General features: G+C 72.6%; 23 protein-coding genes and 1 riboswitch. Of the genes, 4 read left to right on the forward strand and 19 right to left on the reverse strand.

Annotated features, from left to right (window positions below):
* The first annotated feature begins 93 nt into the window (after nucleotides 1-93).
* Together ABZ719_RS24975 and ABZ719_RS24980 are read left to right on the forward strand one after the other, a co-directional pair.
* Nucleotides 94-510, forward strand: a complete 417-nt coding sequence (locus ABZ719_RS24975) for a VOC family protein (RefSeq protein ID WP_366727410.1) — start codon at nucleotides 94-96, stop codon at nucleotides 508-510.
* Nucleotides 511-748: 238 nt separating this feature from the next.
* Entirely contained in the window at nucleotides 749-1879 is a 1131-nt protein-coding gene (locus ABZ719_RS24980) for a Rossmann fold nucleotide-binding protein (protein WP_366727411.1), read from the forward strand.
* Nucleotides 1880-1988: 109 nt separating this feature from the next.
* Here the strand turns inward: ABZ719_RS24980 and ABZ719_RS24985 are convergent, their stop codons facing one another.
* The 4 genes from ABZ719_RS24985 to rlmN form a co-directional block, all read right to left on the reverse strand.
* Nucleotides 1989-3008: an ABC transporter ATP-binding protein gene (locus tag ABZ719_RS24985; protein WP_366727412.1), complete on the reverse strand. Its 1020-nt coding sequence runs from the start codon at nucleotides 3006-3008 to the stop codon at nucleotides 1989-1991.
* Nucleotides 3008-4612, reverse strand: a complete 1605-nt coding sequence (locus ABZ719_RS24990) for an iron ABC transporter permease (protein ID WP_366727413.1) — start codon at nucleotides 4610-4612, stop codon at nucleotides 3008-3010. The genes ABZ719_RS24985 and ABZ719_RS24990 overlap by 1 nt, the downstream gene beginning before the upstream one ends.
* 59 nt (nucleotides 4613-4671) lie before the next feature.
* A complete protein-coding gene (locus tag ABZ719_RS24995) occupies nucleotides 4672-5742 on the reverse strand; it encodes a thiamine ABC transporter substrate-binding protein (RefSeq protein WP_366727414.1) in 1071 nt (356 codons plus the stop codon).
* An 83-nt stretch (nucleotides 5743-5825) separates the two neighbouring features.
* A riboswitch (TPP riboswitch) is annotated at nucleotides 5826-5931 on the reverse strand.
* 190 nt (nucleotides 5932-6121) lie between these two features.
* On the reverse strand, nucleotides 6122-7228 hold the full coding sequence (gene rlmN, locus ABZ719_RS25000) for a 23S rRNA (adenine(2503)-C(2))-methyltransferase RlmN (RefSeq protein WP_366727415.1): 1107 nt from the start codon (nucleotides 7226-7228) through the stop codon (nucleotides 6122-6124).
* A gap of 676 nt (nucleotides 7229-7904) precedes the next feature.
* Here rlmN and ABZ719_RS25005 point away from each other — a divergent pair.
* Nucleotides 7905-8465, forward strand: coding sequence for a hypothetical protein (locus ABZ719_RS25005; protein ID WP_366727416.1), 561 nt, complete (start codon nucleotides 7905-7907; stop codon nucleotides 8463-8465).
* Nucleotides 8466-8731: 266 nt separating this feature from the next.
* On the opposite strand, the gene ABZ719_RS25010 is transcribed toward ABZ719_RS25005, so the two are convergent.
* The 7 genes from ABZ719_RS25010 to rpsB form a co-directional block, all read right to left on the reverse strand.
* Complete coding sequence (locus tag ABZ719_RS25010) at nucleotides 8732-9175, reverse strand: cytidine deaminase (protein WP_366727417.1); 444 nt, start codon at nucleotides 9173-9175, stop codon at nucleotides 8732-8734.
* 350 nt (nucleotides 9176-9525) lie between these two features.
* Nucleotides 9526-9702 carry a hypothetical protein gene (locus ABZ719_RS25015; protein WP_366727418.1) on the reverse strand — a complete coding sequence of 59 codons (177 nt, stop codon included), beginning with the start codon at nucleotides 9700-9702 and terminating at the stop codon, nucleotides 9526-9528.
* Between the two features lie 88 nt (nucleotides 9703-9790).
* A complete protein-coding gene (locus tag ABZ719_RS25020; RefSeq protein ID WP_366727433.1) occupies nucleotides 9791-10966 on the reverse strand; it encodes a phosphatidate cytidylyltransferase in 1176 nt (391 codons plus the stop codon).
* Nucleotides 10967-11106: 140 nt separating this feature from the next.
* Nucleotides 11107-11664 carry a ribosome recycling factor gene (gene frr, locus ABZ719_RS25025; RefSeq protein WP_014675285.1) on the reverse strand — a complete coding sequence of 186 codons (558 nt, stop codon included), beginning with the start codon at nucleotides 11662-11664 and terminating at the stop codon, nucleotides 11107-11109.
* 190 nt (nucleotides 11665-11854) lie between these two features.
* A complete protein-coding gene (gene pyrH, locus ABZ719_RS25030; RefSeq protein WP_037864002.1) occupies nucleotides 11855-12613 on the reverse strand; it encodes a UMP kinase in 759 nt (252 codons plus the stop codon).
* Between the two features lie 204 nt (nucleotides 12614-12817).
* Complete coding sequence (gene tsf, locus ABZ719_RS25035) at nucleotides 12818-13654, reverse strand: translation elongation factor Ts (protein WP_366727419.1); 837 nt, start codon at nucleotides 13652-13654, stop codon at nucleotides 12818-12820.
* A 171-nt stretch (nucleotides 13655-13825) separates the two neighbouring features.
* Nucleotides 13826-14743: a 30S ribosomal protein S2 gene (gene rpsB, locus ABZ719_RS25040; RefSeq protein WP_366727420.1), complete on the reverse strand. Its 918-nt coding sequence runs from the start codon at nucleotides 14741-14743 to the stop codon at nucleotides 13826-13828.
* 528 nt (nucleotides 14744-15271) lie between these two features.
* Between rpsB and ABZ719_RS25045 the strand changes: the two genes are divergently transcribed.
* Entirely contained in the window at nucleotides 15272-15919 is a 648-nt protein-coding gene (locus tag ABZ719_RS25045) for a M23 family metallopeptidase (RefSeq protein ID WP_366727421.1), read from the forward strand.
* A gap of 414 nt (nucleotides 15920-16333) precedes the next feature.
* On the opposite strand, the gene ABZ719_RS25050 is transcribed toward ABZ719_RS25045, so the two are convergent.
* The 8 genes from ABZ719_RS25050 to lepB form a co-directional block, all read right to left on the reverse strand.
* Nucleotides 16334-16888, reverse strand: a complete 555-nt coding sequence (locus ABZ719_RS25050; RefSeq protein WP_366727435.1) for a helix-turn-helix domain-containing protein — start codon at nucleotides 16886-16888, stop codon at nucleotides 16334-16336.
* A gap of 109 nt (nucleotides 16889-16997) precedes the next feature.
* A complete protein-coding gene (gene whiG / locus ABZ719_RS25055; protein WP_037862179.1) occupies nucleotides 16998-17840 on the reverse strand; it encodes an RNA polymerase sigma factor WhiG in 843 nt (280 codons plus the stop codon).
* Between the two features lie 271 nt (nucleotides 17841-18111).
* Nucleotides 18112-19356, reverse strand: a complete 1245-nt coding sequence (dprA, locus tag ABZ719_RS25060; RefSeq protein ID WP_366727422.1) for a DNA-processing protein DprA — start codon at nucleotides 19354-19356, stop codon at nucleotides 18112-18114.
* Complete coding sequence (locus tag ABZ719_RS25065; RefSeq protein ID WP_366727423.1) at nucleotides 19353-20978, reverse strand: YifB family Mg chelatase-like AAA ATPase; 1626 nt, start codon at nucleotides 20976-20978, stop codon at nucleotides 19353-19355. Before ABZ719_RS25065 ends, dprA begins: the two co-directional genes overlap by 4 nt.
* Nucleotides 20978-21379, reverse strand: a complete 402-nt coding sequence (locus ABZ719_RS25070; RefSeq protein ID WP_366727424.1) for a YraN family protein — start codon at nucleotides 21377-21379, stop codon at nucleotides 20978-20980. Before ABZ719_RS25070 ends, ABZ719_RS25065 begins: the two co-directional genes overlap by 1 nt.
* A 120-nt stretch (nucleotides 21380-21499) precedes the next feature.
* Nucleotides 21500-21808 (reverse strand): DUF2469 domain-containing protein, encoded by a 309-nt coding sequence (locus ABZ719_RS25075; RefSeq protein ID WP_014675276.1) that lies wholly within the window; start codon nucleotides 21806-21808, stop codon nucleotides 21500-21502.
* Nucleotides 21809-21864: 56 nt separating this feature from the next.
* Complete coding sequence (locus ABZ719_RS25080; RefSeq protein WP_366727436.1) at nucleotides 21865-22362, reverse strand: NUDIX hydrolase; 498 nt, start codon at nucleotides 22360-22362, stop codon at nucleotides 21865-21867.
* Nucleotides 22363-22384: 22 nt separating this feature from the next.
* The gene (gene lepB, locus ABZ719_RS25085) at nucleotides 22385-23161 is read right to left on the reverse strand and encodes a signal peptidase I (protein WP_366727425.1); all 777 of its coding nucleotides are present in this window, start codon (nucleotides 23159-23161) and stop codon (nucleotides 22385-22387) included.
* Between the last annotated feature and the right edge of the window lie 20 nt (nucleotides 23162-23181).

The raw sequence follows: 23181 nt of genomic DNA on the forward strand, positions 1-23181 counted from the left end.
AAAGATCCCCGGCGGCCGATGAGTTCCGCGCGGGGCCCCGGTCCACCCCATCGAACAGCACGAACGGCGGCACCGCAGAGGGAGAGACCCACCATGCCGAACAGCTACCAGCAGATGATCTTCGTGAACCTGGCGACCGAGGACGTGGCCGCGTCGAAGAAGTTCTTCACCGAGCTCGGCTACACCATCAACCCGCAGTTCTCCACCGACGACTGCGCCTGCGTCGTCATCAGCGACACGATCATCGCGATGCTCCTCGGCAAGAAGCGCTACGCGGACTTCACCGAGAAGGAGATCGCGGACTCCACCCGCACCAGCGAGGTGCTGATCTGTCTGAGCGCCGAGAGCCGCGAGCAGGTCGACGAGCTGGTCGGCAAGGCGGTCGCCGCGGGCGGCACGGCGACCGGCCGGACCCAGGACTACGGCCACATGTACGGCCGCGCCTTCGACGACCTCGACGGCCACACCTGGGAGGTCATGTGGATGGACCCGGCGGCGGTGCAGGGCTGAGCCGCGGAAAGCCGCAGGGCAGGCGGCGCCGCCCCGGGCCCACTGCGCCCGCACGGCGGCACCGGCCGGCCGGGACGCGCGGCGGCACCACCCCCACGGCCGGTGCGCGCGACAGGGCGCCCACCTGCCGGCGGGGGTGACCCGGTCGGCGGCGGCCCGCCGCCGGTCCGCGCCCTCCGGTCGGCGGCGGGCGCACGCCGTGGGCGGGGCCTGCCGCGGCGCTGCCTAGCATGGGCGGGTGCATCCGATATCCGATCCGCCGCGCGGCGGTTCCCCCGACCGTGAGATCGAGTCCCTCGCCGAGTTCGACGAAGCAGTCCTGGAGCACGGCTCCCTGGCCCGGTTCCGCGTCCAGTCCGTGGACCTGACGGACCGCAGCGACGTCCTCGTCTCCGTCGACACGGCCGGCGCCGTCTTCCTCGGCTGCGCCATGGCCCCCGACGCCGCCGCGAAGGTGCGCGCCGCCGGGGCCCTGGTCTTCCCGCCCGTCCCGCACCTGCCCTTCGACCCGTACCGGGGCTTCGTCTACACCCCCGGCGAACTGTTCGAAGGACTCGCGGAGTCGGGCTACGAGGCGACTCCCGACGCCCGCGCCTACGCCTGGTTCCAGCGGACGAAGGGCGACGGGGACATCCACGCCTCGATGCTGCGCGCGATCCACGACGACGCCGTCTCCGACGCGCTCGACGAACTCCTGGCCGGCGCGCGGGTGGTGGGCGTCATGGGCGGGCACGCGATGGAGCGCGGCACGCAGGAGTACGCCGGGGCGGCGCGCCTGGGACGCGCGCTGGCCCGCGACGGCTTCACGGTGGCCACCGGCGGCGGCCCCGGCGCGATGGAGGCGGCGAACCTCGGCGCCTGGGCCGCGCCCTTCGACGACGCGATGCTGCACGAGGCGCTGCGCCTGCTCGGCAAGACCCCCTCGTTCCGGCCGTCGGTCACCGACTGGGCGCGCGCCGCCTTCGAGGTGCGCGAGCGCTGGCCGGACGGCGGCGCGTCCGTCGGCATCCCCACCTGGTTCTACGGACACGAGCCGCCCAGCCCGTTCGCGGCGCACATCGCCAAGTACTTCGCCAACGCCACCCGCGAGGACGGCCTGCTGGCCCGCTCCACCGCGGGAGTGGTCTTCCTGCCGGGTGCCGCGGGCACCGTCCAGGAGATCTTCGACAACGCCACCCCGAACTACTACGGGTCGCGGGGCGAGCCCGCCCCGATGGTCCTCGTGGACCGCGTGCACTGGACGGAGCGGCTGCCTGCGTGGCCGTTGCTGCGCTCGCTCGCGCGGGGCCGCCCGATGGAGCACCGCATCGCCCTGGTGGACCGCATCGAGGAGGCTCCCGAGGCACTGAGACGGCTCGGCGGCCGGTGACCGGGCGAGGCCGGCGGCTCCGGCACCGCTGCGCCCCCGGTCACCGGCGGCGCAGCCGATTTGCGCGGGCTGCCCCGCCGGGGCCCCGCCGGACGGGCCGCCGTCGCGGTCAGCCCAGTACCACGGTGTCGGCCGGGTCGAACACCACGCCCGTCTCGTCCCCGACCTCGGGGGCCGACCGCAGGGGGCAGGCCGCCTCCAGCCGGGGCGCGTCGGGCGGCTGAAGGCGGACGGTGACGTGGGTGCCCCGGAAGGTGCGGGCGACCACCGTGCAGCGCAGTCCCTCGCCGGCCGGGACGAGACGGACACCGGCGGGCCGTACGAGGACGTCACGGGTACCCCGCGGGGCGTTCGCGGGCACCGGCACCTTGCCCCACGGCGTGAGCGCCACCTCGCCGTCGACCTTCGCCTCCACGACGTTCTCGAAACCGAGGAAGCGTGCCACGAAGGCGTCGGCGGGGCGCTGCCACACCTGAAGCGGCGTACCGGACTGGGCGATCCGGCCCTCCCGCATCACGACGACCCGGTCGGCCAGCGCGAACGCCTCGCCCTGGTCGTGGGTGACGGCGAGGACCGTGGTGCCCAACCGCCCGAACAGCTCCCGCAGTTCGACGACGAGGCGTTCGCGCAGGGAACGGTCGAGCTGGCCGAGCGGCTCGTCCAGCATGAGCAGCCGGGGCCGGGGCGCCAGGGCGCGGGCGAGCGCGACACGCTGCTGCTCACCACCGGACAGGGCGGCCACGGCCCGCGCTCCCGCGCCCGGAAGGCCGACGAGTTCGAGCAGTTCGGCCACCCGATCGGCCCGTTCCCGCCGGCTCGCGCCGCGCATCCGCAGCCCGAAGCCGACGTTCCCGGCCACGTCCCGCTGCGGGAAGAGCTGGTGGTCCTGGAACATCAGGCCGACCTCACGGCGGTGCACCGCGACCCCCGCCTGGTCCCGCCCGTCGAGCAGCACCCGGCCGCGGTCCAGCGGCTGGAGCCCGGCCACCGTCCGCAGCAGCGTCGACTTGCCGCTGCCGCTGGGTCCGAGCACGCAGACGATCTCCTCTTCGGCGACCGCGAGGTCGACCGCGTCGAGCACGGGCCGCCCGGCGAAGCGGACGGTGGCGTCCTGAAGGCTCAGCAGCATCAGAACTCCCCCGTCCGGTCGGTGCCGCGCAGTCTCTCCAGTACCAGCAGCGCCACCGCGCACACCACCATGAGGATCGTCGACAGGGCCATCGCCTGGCCGTAGTTGAGGTCGCCGGGCCGGGCGAGCAGACGGGCCACGGCCACCGGCAGGGTCGGGTTGTCGGGACGCGCGATGAACACGGTCGCCCCGAACTCCCCGAGGGAGACCGCGAAGGCGAACCCGGCGGCGACCAGCAGCGCCCGCCGCACCAGCGGCAGGTCCACCTCCCGCCACACCCGCCACGGCGACGCCCCGAGCACGGCCGCCGCCTCCCGCAGCCGTGCGTCCACCGCGCGCAGCACGGGCAGCATGGTCCGTACGACGAAGGGCACGCCGACCAGGGCCTGCGCGAGGGGCACCAGGAACCAGGACTGTCTGAGGTCCAGCGGCGGCTTGTCCAGGGCGATCAGGAATCCGAAGCCGACGGTCACCGCCGACACCCCGAGCGGCAGCATCAGCAGCGCGTCGAAGCCGCGCACGATCCGGCCGGCGTCGCGGCGGGTGAGCGCGGCGGCGGCCAGCGAGCCGATGACGACGGCGACGGCGGTCGCGGCGGCCGCGTAGGACAGGGAGGCGCCGACGGCGTGGATCGGCGCGACCAGGAAGGTGCCGCCGTCGGGGTCGGTCAGCGCACGGTAGTAGCCGAACCCGGGCGCGGTGAGCGAGCGCCGCACCAGCACGGCCAGCGGCAGCAGCAGGAGCACGGCGATGACGGCGACGACCGCGGCCAGCAGGGTCCACTGCCCGGCGCCGCGCGGACGGCGGGCGGTGCGGGAGGCGTCCACCAGTTTCAGCGCGCTCTCCCGGCGCCGTACCGTCCAGGCGTGCACGGCGAGGATCGCGCCCACCGCGAGGAACTGCACGAGGGTGAGGACCGCGGCCGTGGTGAGGTCGAACATCTGCGAGGTCTGCCGGTAGATCTCCACTTCGAGGGTGGAGAAGCCGGGGCCGCCGAGGATCTGCACCACGCCGAAGGAGGTGAAGGTGAAGAGGAAGACCATGAGCGCGGCGGCGGCCACCGCGGGGGCCAGGGCCGGCAGTGTGACCTTGCGCCAGGCGGTCAGCGGGGAGGCGCCGAGCATCCGCGCGGCCTCCTCCTGCCGCGGGTCGAGCTGGGCCCACAGACCGCCCACGGTCCGTACGACGACGGCGTAGTTGAAGAAGACGTGCGCGAGGAGGATCGCCCACACGGTGGTGTCCAGCCGCACCCCCCACAGCTCGTCGAGCAGTCCCCCGCGCCCGAGGAGGGCGAGGAAGGCGGTGCCCACGACGACGGTGGGCAGCACGAACGGCACGGTGACCACCGCCCGCAGGAGGTGGCGGCCGGGGAAGTCGTAGCGGGCGAGGACGTAGGCGCCGGGCAGCGCGATCAGCAGGGTGAGCGCGGTGGAGGCGAGCGCCTGCCAGGTGGTGAACCACAGGACGTGCCGGATGTCGGACCGGCCCAGCACCTGCGTGAACTGCCCCCACTGCCAGGAGCCGCCGGCGTGCAGGCCGCGCCGCACGATCGCGGTCACCGGGTAGGCGAAGAACAGCGCGAAGAACGCGACGGGCACGGCCATCAGGCCGAGCCGCGCCGCGTTCCCCGCACGCCGGCGCCGGACACGTGCCGTGTCAGGCCCTACTTCACTACGAGCGAGGACCACGTCTTGACCCACTGGTCACGGTTGGCGGCGATCTTGCCGGGGGCCATGGTCTGCGGGTCCTTGGCCTGCGGACCGTACTTCGCGAACACCGCCGGTACCGCGGCCGTCTCGCGCACCGGGTAGACGAACATGTTCAGCGGCATGTCCTCCTGGAACTTCTCGCTGATCAGGAAGTCGAGGAACGCCTTGCCGCCCTTGGTGTTCCGCGCGTTGCTGAGCAGGCCGGCGTACTCGACCTGGCGGAAGCAGGTGCCGTCCACGACGCCGGTCGGCGCGGTCTTCGGCTTCGGGTCGGCGTAGACGACCTCGGCGGGCGGCGAGGAGGCGTAGGAGACGACGAGCGGTCGGTCGCCCTTGGCCTTCTTCCCGCCGGCGGAACCGGAGAACTCCTGGTTGTAGGCCTGCTCCCAGCCGTCGACGACCTTGACGCCGTTGTCCTTGAGCTTCTTCCAGTACGCCTGCCAGCCCGCGTCCCCGTACCTGGCGGCGGTGCCGAGCAGGAAACCGAGGCCGGGCGAGGAGGTCGCCGCGTCCTCGGTGACGAGGAGGTTCTTGTACTGCGGCTTCAGCAGGTCGTCGAAGGAGGCCGGCGGCGCCAGCTTGCGGTCGGCGAAGTACTTCTTGTCGTAGTTGACGCAGATGTCGCCGGTGTCGACGGGCGTGACGCGGTGCCGGGCCTGGTCGACCCGGTACCGGCTGACGACCGTGCCGGAGTCCTTCGGCTCGTACGACTGGAAGAGGCCGTTGTCGAGCGCGCGGGACAGCAGCGTGTTGTCGACGCCGAAGAAGACGTCGCCCTGCGGGTTGTCCTTGGTGAGGATGGCCTTGTTGACGGCCTGTCCGGCGTCGCCGTCCTTGAGGATCCGCACCTTGTACCCGGAGCGCTTCTCGAAGTCCGCGATGACGCTCCTGGACGCGGCCCACGAGTCGTGGCTGACCACGGTGACGGTCTTGGTGTCCGCCGCCTTGTCACCGGACGACCCGCACGCGGACAGCGTGACCAGGCCGAGTCCGACGGCCGCGGCGACGAACGTCTTGTGGTGCACTGGATTTTCCTCCTGGATGGTGGCCAGGAAGAGACGCGGCCCCGCCCGGGTTCCGCGCGGGACGCCCGGGCAGGGCGCAACAGCTCGAGTGATGACCGAACTTCCTACCCAGAATGACCTGGGCGAGGTTCAGAGGGTCTGCGGCCGGTGCCGCACTCTCAGCGCTGTGGCGCTCCCCTGTCGGAATATGAAGATGTCGGAACGTGAAGCGGTGTGCGGGTTCAGCGTACCGTCCGCCCGTCGCCGGCCACCGGCCGGTCGCCGGCGACGGGCCGCGGCTGCCTCACGGTGGCCCCGTCCGCCCGGCGCGACCACCTCTCGGCGGCCCTGTCCGCCCTGCCCGGGTGTCTCTCTCCGGACGGCCGGCCGTCCGGCGCGGCTACCGCTCGGTGGCGGCGAGCTGGCCGCAGGCGCCGTCGATCTCCTGGCCACGGGTGTCCCGGATGGTGACGGGCACACCGTGCGCCGCGATCGCCTCGACGAACGCCTTCTCGTCCTCGGGCCGCGAGGCGGTCCACTTGGAGCCCGGCGTCGGGTTGAGCGGGATGAGGTTGACGTGCACCGGCTTGCCCTTGAGCAGGCGGCCGAGCCGGTCGCCGCGCCACGCCTGGTCGTTGATGTCTCGGATCAGCGCGTACTCGATGGACAGCCGGCGCCCGGAGCGGGCGGTGTACTCGAACCCGGCGTCCAGCACCTCCCGCACCTTCCACCGTGTGTTGACGGGCACGAGGGTGTCGCGCAGTTCGTCGTCGGGGGCGTGCAGGGAGATGGCGAGACGGCACTTGAAGCCCTCGTCGGCGAACCGGTGGATCGCCGGGACCAGGCCCACCGTGGAGACGGTGATCCCGCGCTGGGACAGACCGAGCCCGTCCGGCTCGGGGGCGGTCAGCGCACGGATGGCGCCGACCACGCGGTTGTAGTTGGCCAGCGGCTCGCCCATGCCCATGAACACGATGTTGGACAGCCGGGCCGGGCCGCCCGGCACCTCGCCGTCACGCAGGGCCCGCATGCCGTCGACGATCTGGTGCACGATCTCGGCGGTCGACAGGTTCCGGTCGAGTCCGGCCTGTCCGGTGGCGCAGAACGGGCAGTTCATCCCGCATCCGGCCTGGGAGCTGATGCACATGGTGACCCGGTCCGGGTAGCGCATCAGCACGGACTCGACGAGCGTCCCGTCGAACAGCCGCCACAGCGTCTTGCGGGTGGTGCCCTCGTCGGTCGCCAGATGCCGGACGACCGTCATCAGCTCCGGGAGCAGCGCCTCACGCAGTCTGGCGCGCGAGCCGGCCGGAATGTCCGTCCACTGCTCGGGGTCGTGCGCGTACCGCGCGAAGTAGTGCTGCGAGAGCTGCTTGGCGCGGAACGGCTTCTCGCCGATCGCGGCGACGGCCTCCTTGCGCTCGGCGGGCGAGAGATCGGCAAGGTGCCGCGGCGGCTTCTTGGCTCCGCGCGGGGCGACGAAAGTGAGTTCTCCGGGCTTGGGCATGGTGGTACCAGTGTCGCAGATCCACATGGGTGACCTGCGGCTGTCGGCTGCTACGACTGTCGGTAGTGGTCGTCGTCCGTCGCTGTTGAGCGGCCTCGGACGGCCCAGGGACGGCCCAGGGGCAGCGCGGGATGACGCGTTGACCTGGCTGTGGGCGCTGGGGTGTGATCACACCATGGGCCCTGGCAACAGCGAGACGGATGCAGCATAGGTCGGGTGGGGTGCCCAAAATGAACAAGGAAGCGCTTTGACCTGGGTCGTGCACTGCTACCAGGCGGATCCTGTTACAGGGGCGTGAGACTCGGCTTCGAGACTTTAGGGGTCGGGGTCATGAAGCTGTCCTTGACGCTGGTGACCGTCCTGGGCGGTCCATCGCCGCTGGCGGCCGTTATCCGGGGTTCTGTCTCTCTTCGCCGTGACTACCGGCGCTTGGTGGATGACCTCACCGCTATTGACGCGATCATCCAGGCACCAGAGGGCACCCACGCCGATCGCTCGGCGGCGATGCGTGCCGTACGGGAGCCTGAGTACAACGCGGGGCGGTCGATCATGTTGGCTCGGGCTGCTGAAACGATCGCCCCACTGCCTGGCTGGCCGGTCCGCCGAGGTTCAGCTTCAGCCGCCGCTGTTCACCCCTGTTGGTGTCAGCCGCTGGTGTCGGACATCAACGCCGCACTTGACGACTCTCCTCTTCGGCAATAAGCGGCTGAATCCGAAGGCGCGTTCGGACGAGAACAGCGCCGTGATCACCGCGATCGTGCTTCTCCTTCCAGTCGCGGTGCCGAAGGATCGCAGTGATCCTGTCAGTGGAGCGTGGCTGGCGTCGCAGCGGCGTCGCGTGTCGGCGACCGTGTCGTACAGGAAGGTGACGGCCATGGCAGCGATACCGAGCGAGACACGGCGGGGCCATGGAGGGCCAGGCAGCAGCGAAGGACTTGGCGGCGCGTCCCTCTTCGCCGGCGCTGTGATGATGCTCAGCGGGCCCCTCAGCATCCTCATGGGGGCGTCTGGCATCGCACGGGACCACTTGTTCGCCCCTTCCCAGTACGCCTACCGGTTCGACCTCACCGCTTGGGGCTGGATTCACATCGTGGTCGGACTGGCACTCGTCATTGCCGGCATGGGAGTCGTGACGAACCAGAGCTGGGGCCGCGGGGCTGGCGCAACGGTGGCAGCGATCAGCCTGATCACCCAGTTCATGTTCATTCCCTACTACCCGCTGTGGGCATCCCCGTGATGACACTTGACCTCTTCATCATCTTTGCCCTGACAAGGTTCCACGTCGGAACCAACGGCGGCCGGTGAAACACCTCAGTCCACCACTCACAGCGGGCGTGGTTCAGGGCATCCAGGTGGAGCGCGCCACTCTACGAACGACCTGGACGCCCTGGGCCGCGTCTGCTCGGCTCTGCGCCGCGGCTGCCCTCGGCGGCGGTCACCGGCTGCCGTGACGGCGGCGGCCCCGCGGCGCCGACCGCCGGCCGGGAGGGATGCCGCCGCCGGTCACTCGGAGTGCTGTGCCGGGGAAGGCCACTTTCCCTCGGCGAACTGCACGCCCCAGTAGTAGGGGTTCACCTCGGCGAGGGTGCGCGCCTCCCAGCCGGTCGGGTCGTCTGCCCGCGGGACGGCGACTTCGACGGACGGCCCCCAGAGTGCGAGACGTTCCTGGCAGACGCCGCAGGGCGGCAGGATCAGGACTCTGCCGCGCTCCGGGTCACGGCAGACGCAGACGGAGGCGGTGACGGTCCGGTCCTGGGTGTAGGCCTGGATGAACGCCCCGGTCTCCTGGCACAGCGCGACCGACCCGTTCATGTTGTCGAGGCCGACGCTGGTCAGGATGCCGCCGTCGGCGAGCCGCACGGCGGCGGCCCCGCCGGGTTCCCCGGCGGGCCAGCGCCGGTCCATGAGTTCCACTGCCGCGTCCACGAGCGTCTGGTCGAGTTTCATGCGCCGGAGTCTGTCACGAGCGGTGATTTCGTCCCGGGCGAGCCCGACGGCCCGGATCCGCTGCGAGCCTGACGGCCCGGACGCGGGCGATCCTGACAGGCGGACTCACTCCGGCTGACGGCCTGGACGCGGACGGTCCTGACGGGCCGGACCGGCTCCGGTCCGACGACCCGGACGCGGGCCGTCCTGACGGCCTGACACGGGCCGTCCTGACGGCCGGACTCGCGTCGGCCTGACGGCGCGGCCTCGCGCACGCCCTGACGGCCCGAAGAGGGCCCGGTGACTCGGCGCGGGCCCTCTGTCCGCGCCGAACGCGCGGGCAGGCGCGCTGGAGGCAGGCGGATCCGTGGTCAGGAGAAGATGGCGACGATGCCGAAGACCCATGTGGCGTAGGCCTTCGTCCGGTGCCGGCCGCCGCAGTAGCGGCGCGGTCTGCGGCGCCCGCCCTGGTCGATGAGTGCCTCGCACCACCGGCACGGCAGATCGCCGTGGTAGGTGCCGTCCTTCTCGAGTCGTCCCCGCCCCATGGGAGGGAACTCCAACGGCCGGGCCCCTGGCAGTGGGACCCGGCCGCCGGAAAGATCCTCCCGGGCCTCGCGGGCCCGGCCGCGCCGGTCAGGAGGAGCCGACGAACAGGACCATCAGGAGCCAGACCACGGGGGCGGTCGGCAGCAGGGAGTCCAGGCGGTCCATGATGCCGCCGTGACCGGGAAGCAGGGTCCCCATGTCCTTGATGCCCAGGTCCCGCTTGATCATGGACTCGCCGAGGTCGCCGAGGGTGGCGCTGGCGGCCACCGCGAGGCCGAGGAACAGGCCCTGCCACCAGGCTCCGTCGTCGATCAGGAACTGCATGCACAGGGCGCCGGCCGCCATGGCGAAGGCGACCGCGCCCACCAGGCCCTCGCGGGTCTTGCCGGGGCTGATGCGCGGGGCCAGCTTGTGCCGGCCGAAGCGCCAGCCGACGGCGTAGGCGCCGGTGTCGCTGACCACGGTGAGGATGAGGAAGGTCAGGACGCGGTACGGCCCGTCGGACGCGGTGAGCAGCATCGCCACGAACGTGGCCAGGAACGGCACGTAGAACGCGGCGAAGACGCCCGCCGTGACGTCCTTGAGGTAGCCCTCCGGCGGCTGGGTCATCCGCCAGACCAGGACGGCGAGCGCCGTCAGCGCCATGGCCACCCAGGCGCCCTCGGCGTCCCGGACGTATCCGGCGACCACCATCGCGGCGCCGCCGACCGCGAGCGGCACCAGGGGCGCCTTGATGTCCTTGCGCTCCTGCAGCCGGGAGGTCAGCTCCCACAGGCCGACCACGACCGCGACCGCGATGACGCCCACGAACACGGCCTTGACGACGAACAGCGACGCGATGATCACCACGCCGAGCCCGAGACCGACGCCTATGGCGGCGCCCAGGTCCCGTCCCGCGCTCTTCTTCTGCGGTGCCTGCGGGGCGGGCGCCGGCTGCGGGGCGTCGGGCATGGGCTCCGGATTCTGCGGCGCCGACCCGTGGGCGGGCGGCGTACGCGGCGTGTCGTAGGGCCGCGGCTGCGGCGCCTCGTACGGCCGCGGATGCGACTGCGGCATGTCGTACGACTGCGGGTGCGCCCGTGGCTGCGGACGCGCGGGGTCCTGCGGCTGCGGCTGCGCGGGGTCCTGCGGCTGGGGCCGCGCGAGGCCGTAGGGCTGCGGCCTGGGCGGCTCGTCACGGAACGGGGAGCCGCCGGTGTACGCGGCCCCCCGGTCGTCCTCCTGGTTTCCGCCGTGGGCGGGCACCTCGGGCACGATGGGCATGGGGCGGGTCTGCTGGGCGCCCGGCGCATCGTACGCGGGGCCCGCGGGGGTCGTGCCCGGGACGGGTCCCTGGGCGGGTGACCCCTCGGCGGGCCCCCAGTACCCGGCTTGCTGCGGCGCTCCCCAGGAAGAGTCGTTCATCAGACCTCGAGCAGCTCCGCTTCCTTGTGCTTGAGCAGCTCGTCCACCTGCGCGACGTACTTCGCGGTGGTGTCGTCGAGCTCCTTCTCCGCACGACGGCCCTCGTCCTCGCCGACCTCGCCGTCCTTGATCAGCTTGTCGATGGCGTCCTTGGCCTTGCGGCGCACGGAACGGATGGACACCTTGGCGTCCTCGCCCTTGCCCTTGGCCACCTTGATGTACTCGCGGCGGCGCTCCTCGGTCAGCTCGGGGAACACCACACGGATGATGTTGCCGTCGTTGCTCGGGTTGACGCCCAGGTCGGAGTCGCGGATCGCCTGCTCGATGTTGCGCAGCGCGCTCTTGTCGAACGGGGTCACGACGGCCATGCGCGGCTCCGGCACGGAGAACGAGGCCAGCTGGTTGATCGGCGTCGGCGCACCGTAGTAGTCGGCCACGATCTTGTTGAACATCGCCGGGTGCGCACGGCCGGTGCGGATCGCGGCGAAGTCCTCCTTGGCGACCACGACGGCCTTCTCCATCTTCTCCTCGGCCTCGAGGAGGGTCTCTTCGATCACCACTTGCTCCTGCGTGTCTTGAGTAGGCCCGGCTGCGGTTCCCGGTCGGGGCCGCCGGCCGGCTGCGTCGCGTCTTCTTCCTGCACGGTTCCCGACCGGCAGGACATTGTCCATCCCCCGGTCCGGGTCCGTCCCGTCCGTCGCCCGGACAGGTGGCTTCCCGGTGGCCGGCGGCCCCGGGGGGTGCCGGTCAGCCCCGGCCGGCCTGGTCACCCACAAGCGTGCCGATCTTCTCACCCTTGACGGCGCGGGCGATGTTGCCCTCCTTCAGGAGTTCGAAGACGACGATGGGGAGCCGGTTGTCGCGGCACAGCGTGATCGCCGTGGCGTCGGCGACCTTCAGGTCGCGGGTGATGACCTCGCCGTACCCGAGGGAGTCGAACTTCACGGCGTCCGGGTTGGCCTTCGGGTCGGAGTCGTACACCCCGTCCACCCCGTTCTTGCCCATGAGCAGCGCCTCGGCGTCGATCTCCAGGGCGCGCTGGGCGGCGGTGGTGTCGGTGGAGAAGTACGGCATGCCCATACCGGCGCCGAAGATGACCACGCGGCCCTTCTCCAGGTGGCGCACGGCGCGCAGCGGGATGTACGGCTCGGCGACCTGGCCCATGGTGATGGCGGTCTGGACCCGGCTGTCGATGCCTTCCTTCTCCAGGAAGTCCTGCAGGGCGAGGCAGTTCATCACGGTGCCGAGCATGCCCATGTAGTCCGAGCGGGCGCGGTCCATGCCGCGCTGCTGCAGTTCGGCGCCGCGGAAGAAGTTGCCGCCGCCGATCACGACCGCGATCTGCGCGCCGTCCTGGACGACGGCCGCGATCTCACGGGCGATGGCGTGCACCACGTCCGGGTCGACGCCCAGGCCCCCGCCGCCGGAGAAGGCCTCTCCGGACAGCTTCAGCAGAAACCGGCCGGTCACTTTGCCGTCGTCGCTCTTCTGGGCCTTGGTGGTCATGAGATCCCGCCTCTTTTACGTGGTACACATGCGAAGAAGGCCATTGCCGGTGGGGCGTTCGCATCCCATGCAGCGGCAATGGCCTCCTCGTCAGATCTGCTGTCGTCCGTCACGCGCGGCCGCGTGCCGGCATACGCGCGCGACGTGGACGACTGCTGTCGACCCTATCCGGGTCGAGCGTCCGTCGCGGTACGGACTTGAGACTCAGATGCCGACCTTGATGCGCGTGAAGCGCTTCAGGGTGACACCGGCCTCGTCCAGGACCTTCTGGACGGACTTCTTGTTGTCCAGGGCGTAGGGCTGGCCGAGCAGCGTGGCGTCCTTGAAGAAGCCGTTCAGACGACCCTCGACGATCTTGGCGATCGCGGCCTCGGGCTTGCCCTCGGCGCGGGTGGTCTCCTCGGCGATGCGGCGCTCGGACTCGACGACCTCGGCCGGCACGTCCTCCTTGGAGAGGTACTTCGGCGCGAAGGCGGCGATGTGCTGGGCGACGCCCTTGGCGACATCGGCGTTCGGCTTGTCCAGCTCGACGAGGACACCGATCTGCGGGGGCAGGTCGGGCATCGTGCGGTGCATGTACGCGGTCACGAAGCCGTCGGAGAACTGCGCGAAGCGGTCCAGGACGATCTTCTCGCCGAGGTTGGCGTTGGCCTCGTCCACGAACGCCTGGACGGTCTTGCCGGCCTCGATCTCGGAGGCGAGCAGGGCGTCCAGGTCGGCCGGGGAGGTCTTGGCGACGTGCTCGGCGATGGCGTTGGCCACGGCCTGGAACTTCTCGCCCTTGGCGACGAAGTCCGTCTCGCACTTCAGCTCGACGAGAACACCGGAGGAGTTGTCGTCGGCGAGGATCGAGACCACGGCACCGTTCTCGGCGGAACGGCCCTCGCGCTTGGCGACGCCCTTCTGGCCCTTGATGCGCAGCGCCTCGACGGCCTTCTCGACGTTGCCCTCGGCCTCGTCCAGCGCCTTCTTGCAGTCCATCATGCCGGCGCCCGTGAGCTCACGGAGCTTCTTGACGTCGGCGGCGGTGTAGTTCGCCATGAGTCTGTGAATCTTTCTCGAAGTCTGGAAGATCGGAGATCAGGGGGTCTGCGGGCCCCGCCGCCGGTGGAGCGGGGGGGGCGGGTCCCGCTGACACGCCGCTGAGCTACGGGTGAACGGCGGGAGCGGACTTCATGCCCCGCTCCCGCCGTCAACACGGACGCTGACGGGTCAGGCCTGCTGCTCGCCCTCGGCGGCAGCGGGGGCCTCGGCGGCAGCCGGAGCCTCGGTGGCCGCAGCCTCGGCCGCGGGGGCCTCGGCGGCCGGAGCCTCGGCGGCGGGGGCCTCGGCCGGCTTCTCGGCCTCGTCGGCCTTCTTCTCGCCCTCGAGCAGGTCGCGCTCCCACTCGGCGAGCGGCTCGCCCGCGGCCTTCTCGCCCTTGTCGCCGGTGGCGACGCGCGAGCGGCTGATGAGGCCCTCGGCGACGGCGTCGGCGATCACGCGGGTGAGCAGGGTGACGGAGCGGATCGCGTCGTCGTTGCCCGGGATCTTGTAGTCGACCTCGTCGGGGTCGCAGTTGGTGTCGAGGATCGCGACGACCGGGATGTTGAGCTTGCGCGCCTCACCGACGGCGATGTGCTCCTTCTTGGTGTCCACGATCCAGACGGCGCTGGGCACCTTCTGCATCTCGCGGATACCGCCGAGGGTCTTCTCCAGCTTGGCCTTCTCGCGGGAGAGGACCAGCAGCTCCTTCTTGGTGAGGCCGGAGGCGGCCACGTCCTCGAAGTCGATCTGCTCGAGCTCCTTCAGGCGCTGCAGGCGCTTGTAGACGGTCGAGAAGTTGGTGAGCATGCCGCCCAGCCAGCGCTGGTTGACGTAGGGCATGCCGACGCGGGTGGCCTGCTCGGCGATGGCCTCCTGCGCCTGCTTCTTCGTGCCGACGAACATGACCGTGCCGCCGTGGGCGACGGTCTCCTTGACGAACTCGTAGGCGCGGTCGATGTACGACAGCGACTGGAGCAGGTCGATGATGTAGATGCCGTTGCGCTCGGTGAAGATGAAGCGCTTCATCTTCGGGTTCCAGCGACGGGTCTGGTGACCGAAGTGGACGCCGCTCTCCAGCAGCTCCCGCATCGTGACGACGGCCATGGCCGTACTCTCCTTGAGTTTCTCGGTTGTGCCGCGGGTGCCGGACGGCTCCCGCGCCTGACGCCCGCTGCGCGCCGTGCCGCGAAGGACCGAGGGGCGCTGACACCGACCGTTGCCGGTCTGTGCGTCGGGGCGTGCGAAGTCGACCCGGTGACCCGGGTCGCCACCAGAAGTGTACGGGACCCGGAAGGTGCCGGGTGACGCCGCTGTCCACAACGGGTGAGTTGTCCACAGGCTCCGGCCGGCCCGGGCTGGGTGCGGGAGCGTGGACGCATGTCTCGGATGCGTGCGATGCGATGGATGAGCGGGTGGGTGAGCGGGCGGGCGGGCCGGTGGATGCGCGGGTGGCTCGGGCTGTTCCTGACGGTGGCGGCGGGCCTGCCGGTACCGGCCTCGACGCCGGCCTGGTCGCTGGCGGCGGCGCCGGCCTCGGCTCCGGCGGCGGCGCCGACGTGGGCGGGCGGGGCTCGACCGGCGGCGTGGGCGGGTGGGGCTCGATCTGCGGCGCGGGCGGGCGCGGGCCGGCCGGTGCCTGCGACGGACGGGGCCGGGCCGGCTCCCCCGGCGGCGTGGGCGGGCGCGGGCGGTCCGGTGCCCGCGTCGGACGGGGCCGGGCCGGCTCCCCCGGCGGGCCGGGCCGCCTCGGCACCGGCGGAAAGCGGGCCTGCTCCGACGGCGGGGCGGCAACGGGCGGCCGGAAGCGCGTCCGTACCGGCGGTCGGCCGGGCGTGGCCGGTGGGGGTGCGCCCGGCGGTCCTGCGGGGCTGGGAGCCCCCGGCGACGCCGTACGGCCCCGGGCACCGGGGCGTGGACCTGAGTGCGGCGCCGGGCACCCCGGTACGGGCGGTGGCGGCGGGACGCGTGTCCTTCGCGGGGGCCGTGGCGGGACGGGGCGTGGTGTCGGTCGAGTTGTCGGGGACGGGCACCCCGCTACTGCGGACGACGTACGAACCGGTGCGGGCGTCGGTGACGGAAGGCACCCGGGTGGCACCCGGCCAGGTCATCGGCACCGTGGAGGCCTCCAGGCCGGGGTCCCACTGTGTGAGCGGCTGCCTGCACTGGGGCCTGCTGCGCGGCGAGACCTACCTGAACCCCCTGCTCCTGCTGCCCCCCTGGCTGCTGAACGCCGGCCCGCCGCGCCTGCTCCCCGTCCTGGGCGTACCCCCGCCGGCATAGCCGGGAGCACGCGGCGAGGCGGCGGAAGGGTGGGAGCGGACGGGAGCCGCGCCGTGCCGCGGAGAGCGGCACGGCGCGGGGCGGAGGACTGGAGGGAGGGGCAGGGCGCCGGGGCGGGACGGCGCGGGGGGCGGCACGGCGCCGGGCGGAGGGCTCGAGGGAGGGGCAGGGCACCGGGATCGGCACGGCGCGGGCGGCGGTACAGCGCGTGGGGCACTGAGCGGCGCAGACGGAGGTGGGGAGTGGAGGGCGGGGGCGGGGGGGCGGGGGGAGGGGGGGCGGAGAGGCGGAGGGGCGGGGGCGGGGGGACGAAGAGGGGGGGACGAAGAGGGGGGAACGGAGAGGCGGGGATGGTAGAACGAGGGCCCGGGGGGACGGAGAGGCCGGGCGGAGTCGGGCCGTCCGGAGAAGCGGTCAGCCGGTGATTCCCCGCAGCGCCATCCCGACCGCCGCTTCCGCCACCACCTGCGGCTCCTCGGCGCCCAGTTCGATCCGGCGTACCGCCGCGTCCACGACGCCCTGCAGCAGCATCGCCGCCAGCCGTGGCTGCGGGTGTCCCGCCTCGCCCAGGGCGTCGACGATCAGGGCGACCAGTCCGCCGTGCGCCGCCCGGATCTTCTCCCGGGCGCCCGCGTCCAGTTCGCTCGCGGAGATCGCCACGACGGCCCGGTGCCGCCGGTCCCCGACCAGTTCGAGCTGGCTGCGGACGTAAGCCTCGATCCGGGCTCGGGGGCCGGCGGCCGCGGCCATCGCCGCCGACACCTCCGCCGCCCACACCGGGAAGTCGGCCTCGCACAGCTCCTCGACCACGGCGGCCCGCGACCGGAAGTACTCGTACACCGACGACCGCGCGAGCCCGGTCCGCTCGGCCAGGGCCGGGAAGGTCAGCGCTTCCGTACCGCCCTGGGACAGCAGGGTCCGCGCCGCGTCCAGCAGGGCGGCGCGCTGCATCGACCGGTGCTCGGCCACGGAGGCCGCTCGAATCCTTGGCACGTCGTCCACTTTACGGACGCGCCGCGCGCGGCGGGAGGCGCACCGGCCGGGCCGCCCGCCCCGGCGCCGGGTTCCGCCCTTGCCGTCACCGTCCGAAGCCCGCGAGTTTGGCGCGCAGCTGGAGCACCGACTTGGTGTGGATCTGGCTGACCCGGCTCTCGGTCACCCCGAGCACGTTGCCGATCTCGGCGAGCGTGAGGCCCTCGTAGTAGTACAGCGTGACGACGGTCTTCTCCCGTTCGGGCAGGGTGTTGATCGCGCGGGCCAGGAACCGGCGCAGTTCCCGGTCCTCGGCCACCTCCACCGGGTTGTCGGCGGCGGTGTCCTCCAGCGTGTCCATCAGGCTCAGCCGGTCGCCGCCCTCGCCGCCCACGTGCAGCAGCTCCTCCAGCGCCACCACGTTGGCCAGGGACAACTGACTGAACACCGCGTGGAGTTCGTCGATCGCGATGCCCATCTCGGCGGCGACCTCACCCTCCGAGGGGGTACGCCGCAGCCGGGCCTCCAGTGTCGCGTACGCCCGCTCGACGTTGCGCGCCTTCTGCCGCACCGACCGGGGGATCCAGTCGAGCGCGCGCAGCTCGTCGATCATCGCGCCGCGGATCCGGGTGATCGCGTACGTCTCGAACTTGATCTCCCGGTCGATGTCGAACTTCTCGATCGCGTCGATGAGCCCGAAGACGCCCGAGGACACGAAGTCGGCCTGTTCCACGTTGGGCGGCAGACCGACGCTCACGCGTCCCGCGACGTACTTCACCAGCGGCGAGTAGTGAAGGATGAGCTGTTCCCGCAGTCTGTCGTCCCCCGTCGCCTTGTACGACCGCCACAGCTCGTCGAGCGTCGAGGGAGCGGGCGGCCGCACGCTGCCACCGTCGCGGGCGGCTGGGGGGATCGCCGCCCGGTCGGACCCGGAGGTGTGCTGGGGCATTCGTCGCCTTGTGCCGTTCTGCCGTGGGATGCGGCCTTCTGGGTGAGCTGTCGGTCTGGGTTCGGTATCGGGGTGTCCTCGTCGAAACCCCGTGAGCGTAGCGTGACTGGAGTGTCGCGGTGCGCGAACGACGGGGCGCGGGGCGTGCGCAGATACGTTCCGCGAGGCGCTCCACCGGGTCATCCGCGTCACCCTGGGTGACAGGGGGAACGCTCAACTGCGGGAATTTACGCAGGCGTCGGCGTTCCCCCGGACGGCCGAACACGCTCGGTCAGCACGCGTCCGGATCGGCTCGGCCCGAGATCATCGCCTGGCGTGTCAACTTCCATCCGTCGCCATGTCGTTCGACGTAACCGAGGGCGCGCAGTTCGTACAGTCTCGCGACCGCGTCGTCCGGTGTGGTCCGGGCGTCGCGGGCGATGTCCGCCGCGGTGGGCGCCCCTCGGGCGGGGAGCGCGGCCAGGATCTGCCGGGCCTCCGGTTCCAGCAGGTCGCGCGGGAGGACGGGGCCGCGCCGGTCGGGGGCGAGTTCGCCGATGTCACCGACCAGTTCGACGACCTCCGCGGCGTCGGTGACGAGCGTGGCGCCGCCGCGCAGCAGTTCGTGGACGCCTGCCGAGCGGGCGCTGGTGGCCGGCCCCGGGACGCCCATGGTGTGGCGGCCCAGGCGCTGCGCGGCCCGTGCGGTGACGAGGGAGCCGCTGCGCAGGGCGGCCTCCACGACCACGGTGCCGCGGGTGAGGGCGGCGATGACCCGGTTGCGGACGATGAACCTGTTCGGCGTGGGGTGATCGCCGGGCGGCAGCTCGCCGATCACCAGGCCCTGGTCGGCGATCCTGGTGATCAGTCCGGTGTGGCCGCGGGGGTAGGGCCGGTCGACGCCGCAGGCCAGCACGGCGACGGTGGCGCCCCCGCCGGCGAGCGCGCCCCGGTGGGCGGCGCCGTCGACTCCGTAGGCGCCGCCGGAGACCACCACCCAGCCGCGCTCGGCCAGCCCCGCGGCCAGGGTGGCGGCCATGTGCGCGCCGTACTCGGTGCAGGCCCGGGCGCCGACCAGGGACACCGACCGCAGGGCCCACATGCGCAGGCTGGGCCGGCCGCGCACCCACAGGCCGGTGGGCCGGGCGTCCGCCAGGTCGTCGAGCTGGGCGGGCCACTCGGTGCCGCCGGGGCACACGAACCGCACCCCGGTCTCGCGTGCGGCGGCGAGGTCCCGCTCGGGGTCGGCCCGTGCCGCACGGGCGCACAGGCCCGCCCAGCGTCTGTCCGAGACGCCCGGCAGCGGGGGCGTGCCTTCCCGCAGCCGCCGGGCGGTGTCCACGGCGCCCAGTTCCCGCACCCACCGCCCGCCGGTGACGTCCCCGGGCTCCAGGACCCGGCTGAGGAAGACCCTCGCCAGGACTTCGGGGCCGGGGAGGCCGGGAGCGGGACCGGGTGGAGCGGCGGTGTGGTCGTCGCGTCCGCGGGCGGGGGCGGGGAGGCCGCCCGGGTCCGGGTGGCGGGGGGCGGCGCTCATGCCGGCACCCCGAGGGCCATGGGTACGCCGCGTGGCACTCCGGTGCGCAGTTGCAGGGCGAGGGCGACGTCGGTGGCGTCGGGCCGGTCGTGGCCGACGAGGTCCGCGACGGTCCAGGCCACGCGGAGCACCCGGTCGAGTCCGCGGGCCGTGAGGACACCGCGCTCCAGGTTGCGCTCGGCCTCGTCCATGGCGCCGGCGGTGGCGTGCCAGCGGCTGCGCAGCTCGCGTCCGGGGATCTCGCTGTTGGTGCGCCAGGGCGTCCCGGCGAGCCGGGCCGCCGCGCGCTCCCGGGCGGCCCGCACCCGGCAGGCCACCGTCCGCGTGGACTCGCCGGCGGCGTCGCGCCGGGCCAGTTCGGCGCGGGTGACCGCGTCCACCTCGACCCGCAGGTCGACCCGGTCCAGCAGCGGCCCGGAGAGCCGGGCCTGGTAGCGGCGGATCGCGGAGGGCGAGCAGTCGCACAGGGTGTCGCGTTGCGAGAACCGTCCGCAGGGGCAGGGGTTGGCCGCGAGGACCATGAGGAACTTCGCCGGGAACCGCACCACACCCGCGCTGCGGGCGATCACCACGTGCCCCGCCTCCAGGGGCTGGCGCAGGGCGTCGAGGGCGTGACTGCTGAACTCGGGGGTCTCGTCGAGGAAGAGCACGCCCCGGTGGGCGAGGGAGACGGCTCCGGGGCGGGCGACGCCCTGGCCGCCGCCGACGAGTGCCTGCATGGTGGCCGAGTGGTGCGGGGCGCAGTAGGGGGCGAGGTCGATCAGCGGTTTGCCCGGCGGCAGGAGCCCGGCCACCGAGTGGACCGCGGTGACCTCCAGGGACTCCTGGCGGCCGAGCGGGGGCAGGACCGCGGGGAGCCGCTCGGCGAGCATGGTCTTGCCCGCGCCCGGTGGGCCTTGGAGGAACAGGTGGTGTCCGCCGGCCGCGGCGACCTCCAGCGCGGTGCGCGCGGAGCGCTGGCCGACGACGTCGGCGAGGTCGTGTCCCTGGTCGTGCTGGGCGGCTCCCATGCTGTGCATGCCGGTGGCGGCCGCCGCGCCGGGCACGCGCAGGCCGGCCAGGAGCGGGTCGGGGCGGCCCGGCTCGTCCCGGTCCTCCTCCGGTACGGGTTCGTCCGTCAGGACGGCGATCAGCTGCCGCAGACTGCGGATGCCGAGCACCGAGACCCCGGGCACCAGGGACGCCTCGGCGGCGGCGCACTCCGGTACGACCACTTGTTCGTATCCGGCGTCGGCGGCGGCCAGGACCGCCGGGAGGATGCCCCGCACGGGGCGCACCCGGCCGTCCAGGCCCAGCTCGCCGATCATCACGATGTCGGCGAGCACGCGGGGGTCGATCCGTTCCGCGGCGCCGAGCACCGCGCAGGCCACCGCGAGGTCGAAGCCGCTGCCGCCCTTGGGCACCGAGGCGGGGCTGAGCCCCACGGTGAGCTTCTTCTGCGGCCATTCGGCACCGGAGTTGACCACGGCCGCCCGTACCCGGTCGCGGCTCTCGGTCAGGCTTTTGTCGGGCAGTCCGACCAGGGTGAAGGCGGCGACGCCCGGTTCGAGGTCCGCCTGGACCTCGACGACGACGCCCTCGACCCCGACCAGGGCGACGGAGCAGGTCCGCGCGAATCCCATCACGCCACCCCCCGCACGTGCTCGACGAGGGGCGCGCCGCGCCGGGGCAGCAGGACGCCCACCAGGTCGATGCGGACGCCGCCCGGCGGTGCTCCGCCGTGGGCCTGGATCCAGCGTTCGGCGAGGCCGCGCAGCCGCTCGGCCTTCTCGGGCGTGACCGCCGCCATCGGGTGCTGGAAGGCTCCGGCCCTGCGGCTCTTCACCTCGCACACGACCAGGACGTCACCGTCGCGGGCCACGATGTCGATCTCCCCGGTCCTGCCGCAGCGCCAGTTGCGCTCCAGGACGGTCATGCCCGCCTCGGCCAGCCGGCGCGCCGCCAGGCCCTCTCCGTACCTGCCGAGTGCACTGCGTGCTTGATGCGTGGTCATGTCGGCACCACCTCCGGCGCCCACCGTCACGCATCCGGACCCATCGAGTGGATCTTGGTGGGTTACCCACCGGTTGTGGACAACCGCGTCACCCGCACGAGCGACCTTCCGGTACGCGGGCGGTCCGCGGGCGCCGCCCGGTCGCCCGGCTCACCCGCCGGGCAGTTCCAGGTCGCTCTTGTTCAGCTCCTCGATGTTCACGTCCTTGAACGTCAACACGCGCACCTGCTTCACGAACCGGGCCGGCCGGTACATGTCCCACACCCACGCGTCGGCCATCGTCACTTCGAAGAAGACCTCGCCCTGAACGGAGTGCACCTGCATCTCGTAGTCGTTCGTGAGGTAGAAGCGCCGCTCGGTCTCGATCACGTATTTGAACAGACCGACGACATCGCGGTACTCCCGGTAGAGCTTCAGCTCCATCTCGGTCTCGTACTTCTCGAGGTCCTCGGCGCTCATGGCATGTTCCCCTTCAGCCGTACGGTCCCCCCATTGTGCGCCAGTCCCGTGAACCCCTAGACGATTTCGGTGTCCAGGGTCACGGGCGCGGCCGGGGGACCTTCGTCGAGCAGTGTGCGCAGTAGCCCGGCGAGTCTGGTGGGATACACGGTCTCATGCGTGCGGGCCAGTTCCCGACACGTCCACCAGCGCGCTCCGAAGACGCTGCGCCGCTCCAGCTCGGTCAGCGCGGTGGCCGCCGTCGCCGTCCGCGTCGTCCGCGCCAGGAAGTACCACTCGTCCTGGTCCCAGCGGCGGCCCGCGAACGGGAAGGAGCAGCGGCGGCGCCAGAGCACCGGGCCGAGGTCCACCTCGGTGATGCCGGTCTCCTCCGCGAGTTCCCGCAGGGCGGCCTCCTCGCGGGTCTCGTCGCCCTCCAGGCCGCCGCCCGGCGTGAACCACCAGTCGTCGGCCGGATCGTCCGGCTCGTGGCCGTGCAGGAGCAGGATGCGGTCGGCCGGGTCGAGCAGGACGACCCGCGCCACCTTGCGCGGCTCGCCGCCGGACCCGTGCATCTCGTGGCCCGCGTCCGCGGTCTCAGCGGGCACGGGCCGGCTCCGTCCTTCCGCGGGCGCGGGAGCCGCCCAGCAGCTTGGCGAGCGGTCCGTACGCGCCGCCGGCGAACACCAGGACCACGCCCGCGACGATCAGGAAGAAGATCGTGCGCAGCGGTCCCGGCGGGGACAGGGCGCCCAGCGCCTGGAAGCCGGTCGGCCGCTCCAGCATGCCCTTGGCCGGCCAGATCACGGAGTCGACCCGGGCCGTGACGTCGGCGCGGGAGACGGTGCCCCGGGCCGCGTCGGTGAGGTGGGCGGTGGAGTCCAGCGAGCCGCGGCGCTCGTCGCCGAGCAGGAACAGACGCCCTTCGGGCACCTTGACCGTGGGGAAGCCGGCGAGCTCGGCGGGGCCGCCCTTCAGGTACGGCTCGTCGATCTGCTTGCCGTTGACGGTGAGCTTGCCGTTCGTGCAGCAGGCGACCGTGTCCCCGCCGACGGCGACCACCCGCTTGACGACGGGCGCGTTCGCCACCCAGTTCTTGTCGTGGAAGACGACGACGTCGCCACGGCGCACCTCGTCGCCGTCGACGCGCTGGGCCAGCACGCGGTCACCCACGCCGATCGTCGGTGTCATGGAGCTGGTGGGCACGGTGTAGGGCCGGTACACGACCGCCGCCCAGGCGAATCCGCCGAGGAACAGCACCAGGCCGAGCGCCACGGCGAGCCCGGACAGCCGCTGCCCCGTCCTGCCACCCGCGGGCTTCCTGCCTGTGCCGCCGCCGCGCGGGGCCGTACGTGTCGTGCTCTCGCCACCCATGGATCCGCACCCTACCCGGC

This window comes from Streptomyces sp. NPDC006743 (assembly GCF_040703815.1).
Taxonomy (GTDB): Bacteria; Actinomycetota; Actinomycetes; order Streptomycetales; family Streptomycetaceae; genus Streptomyces.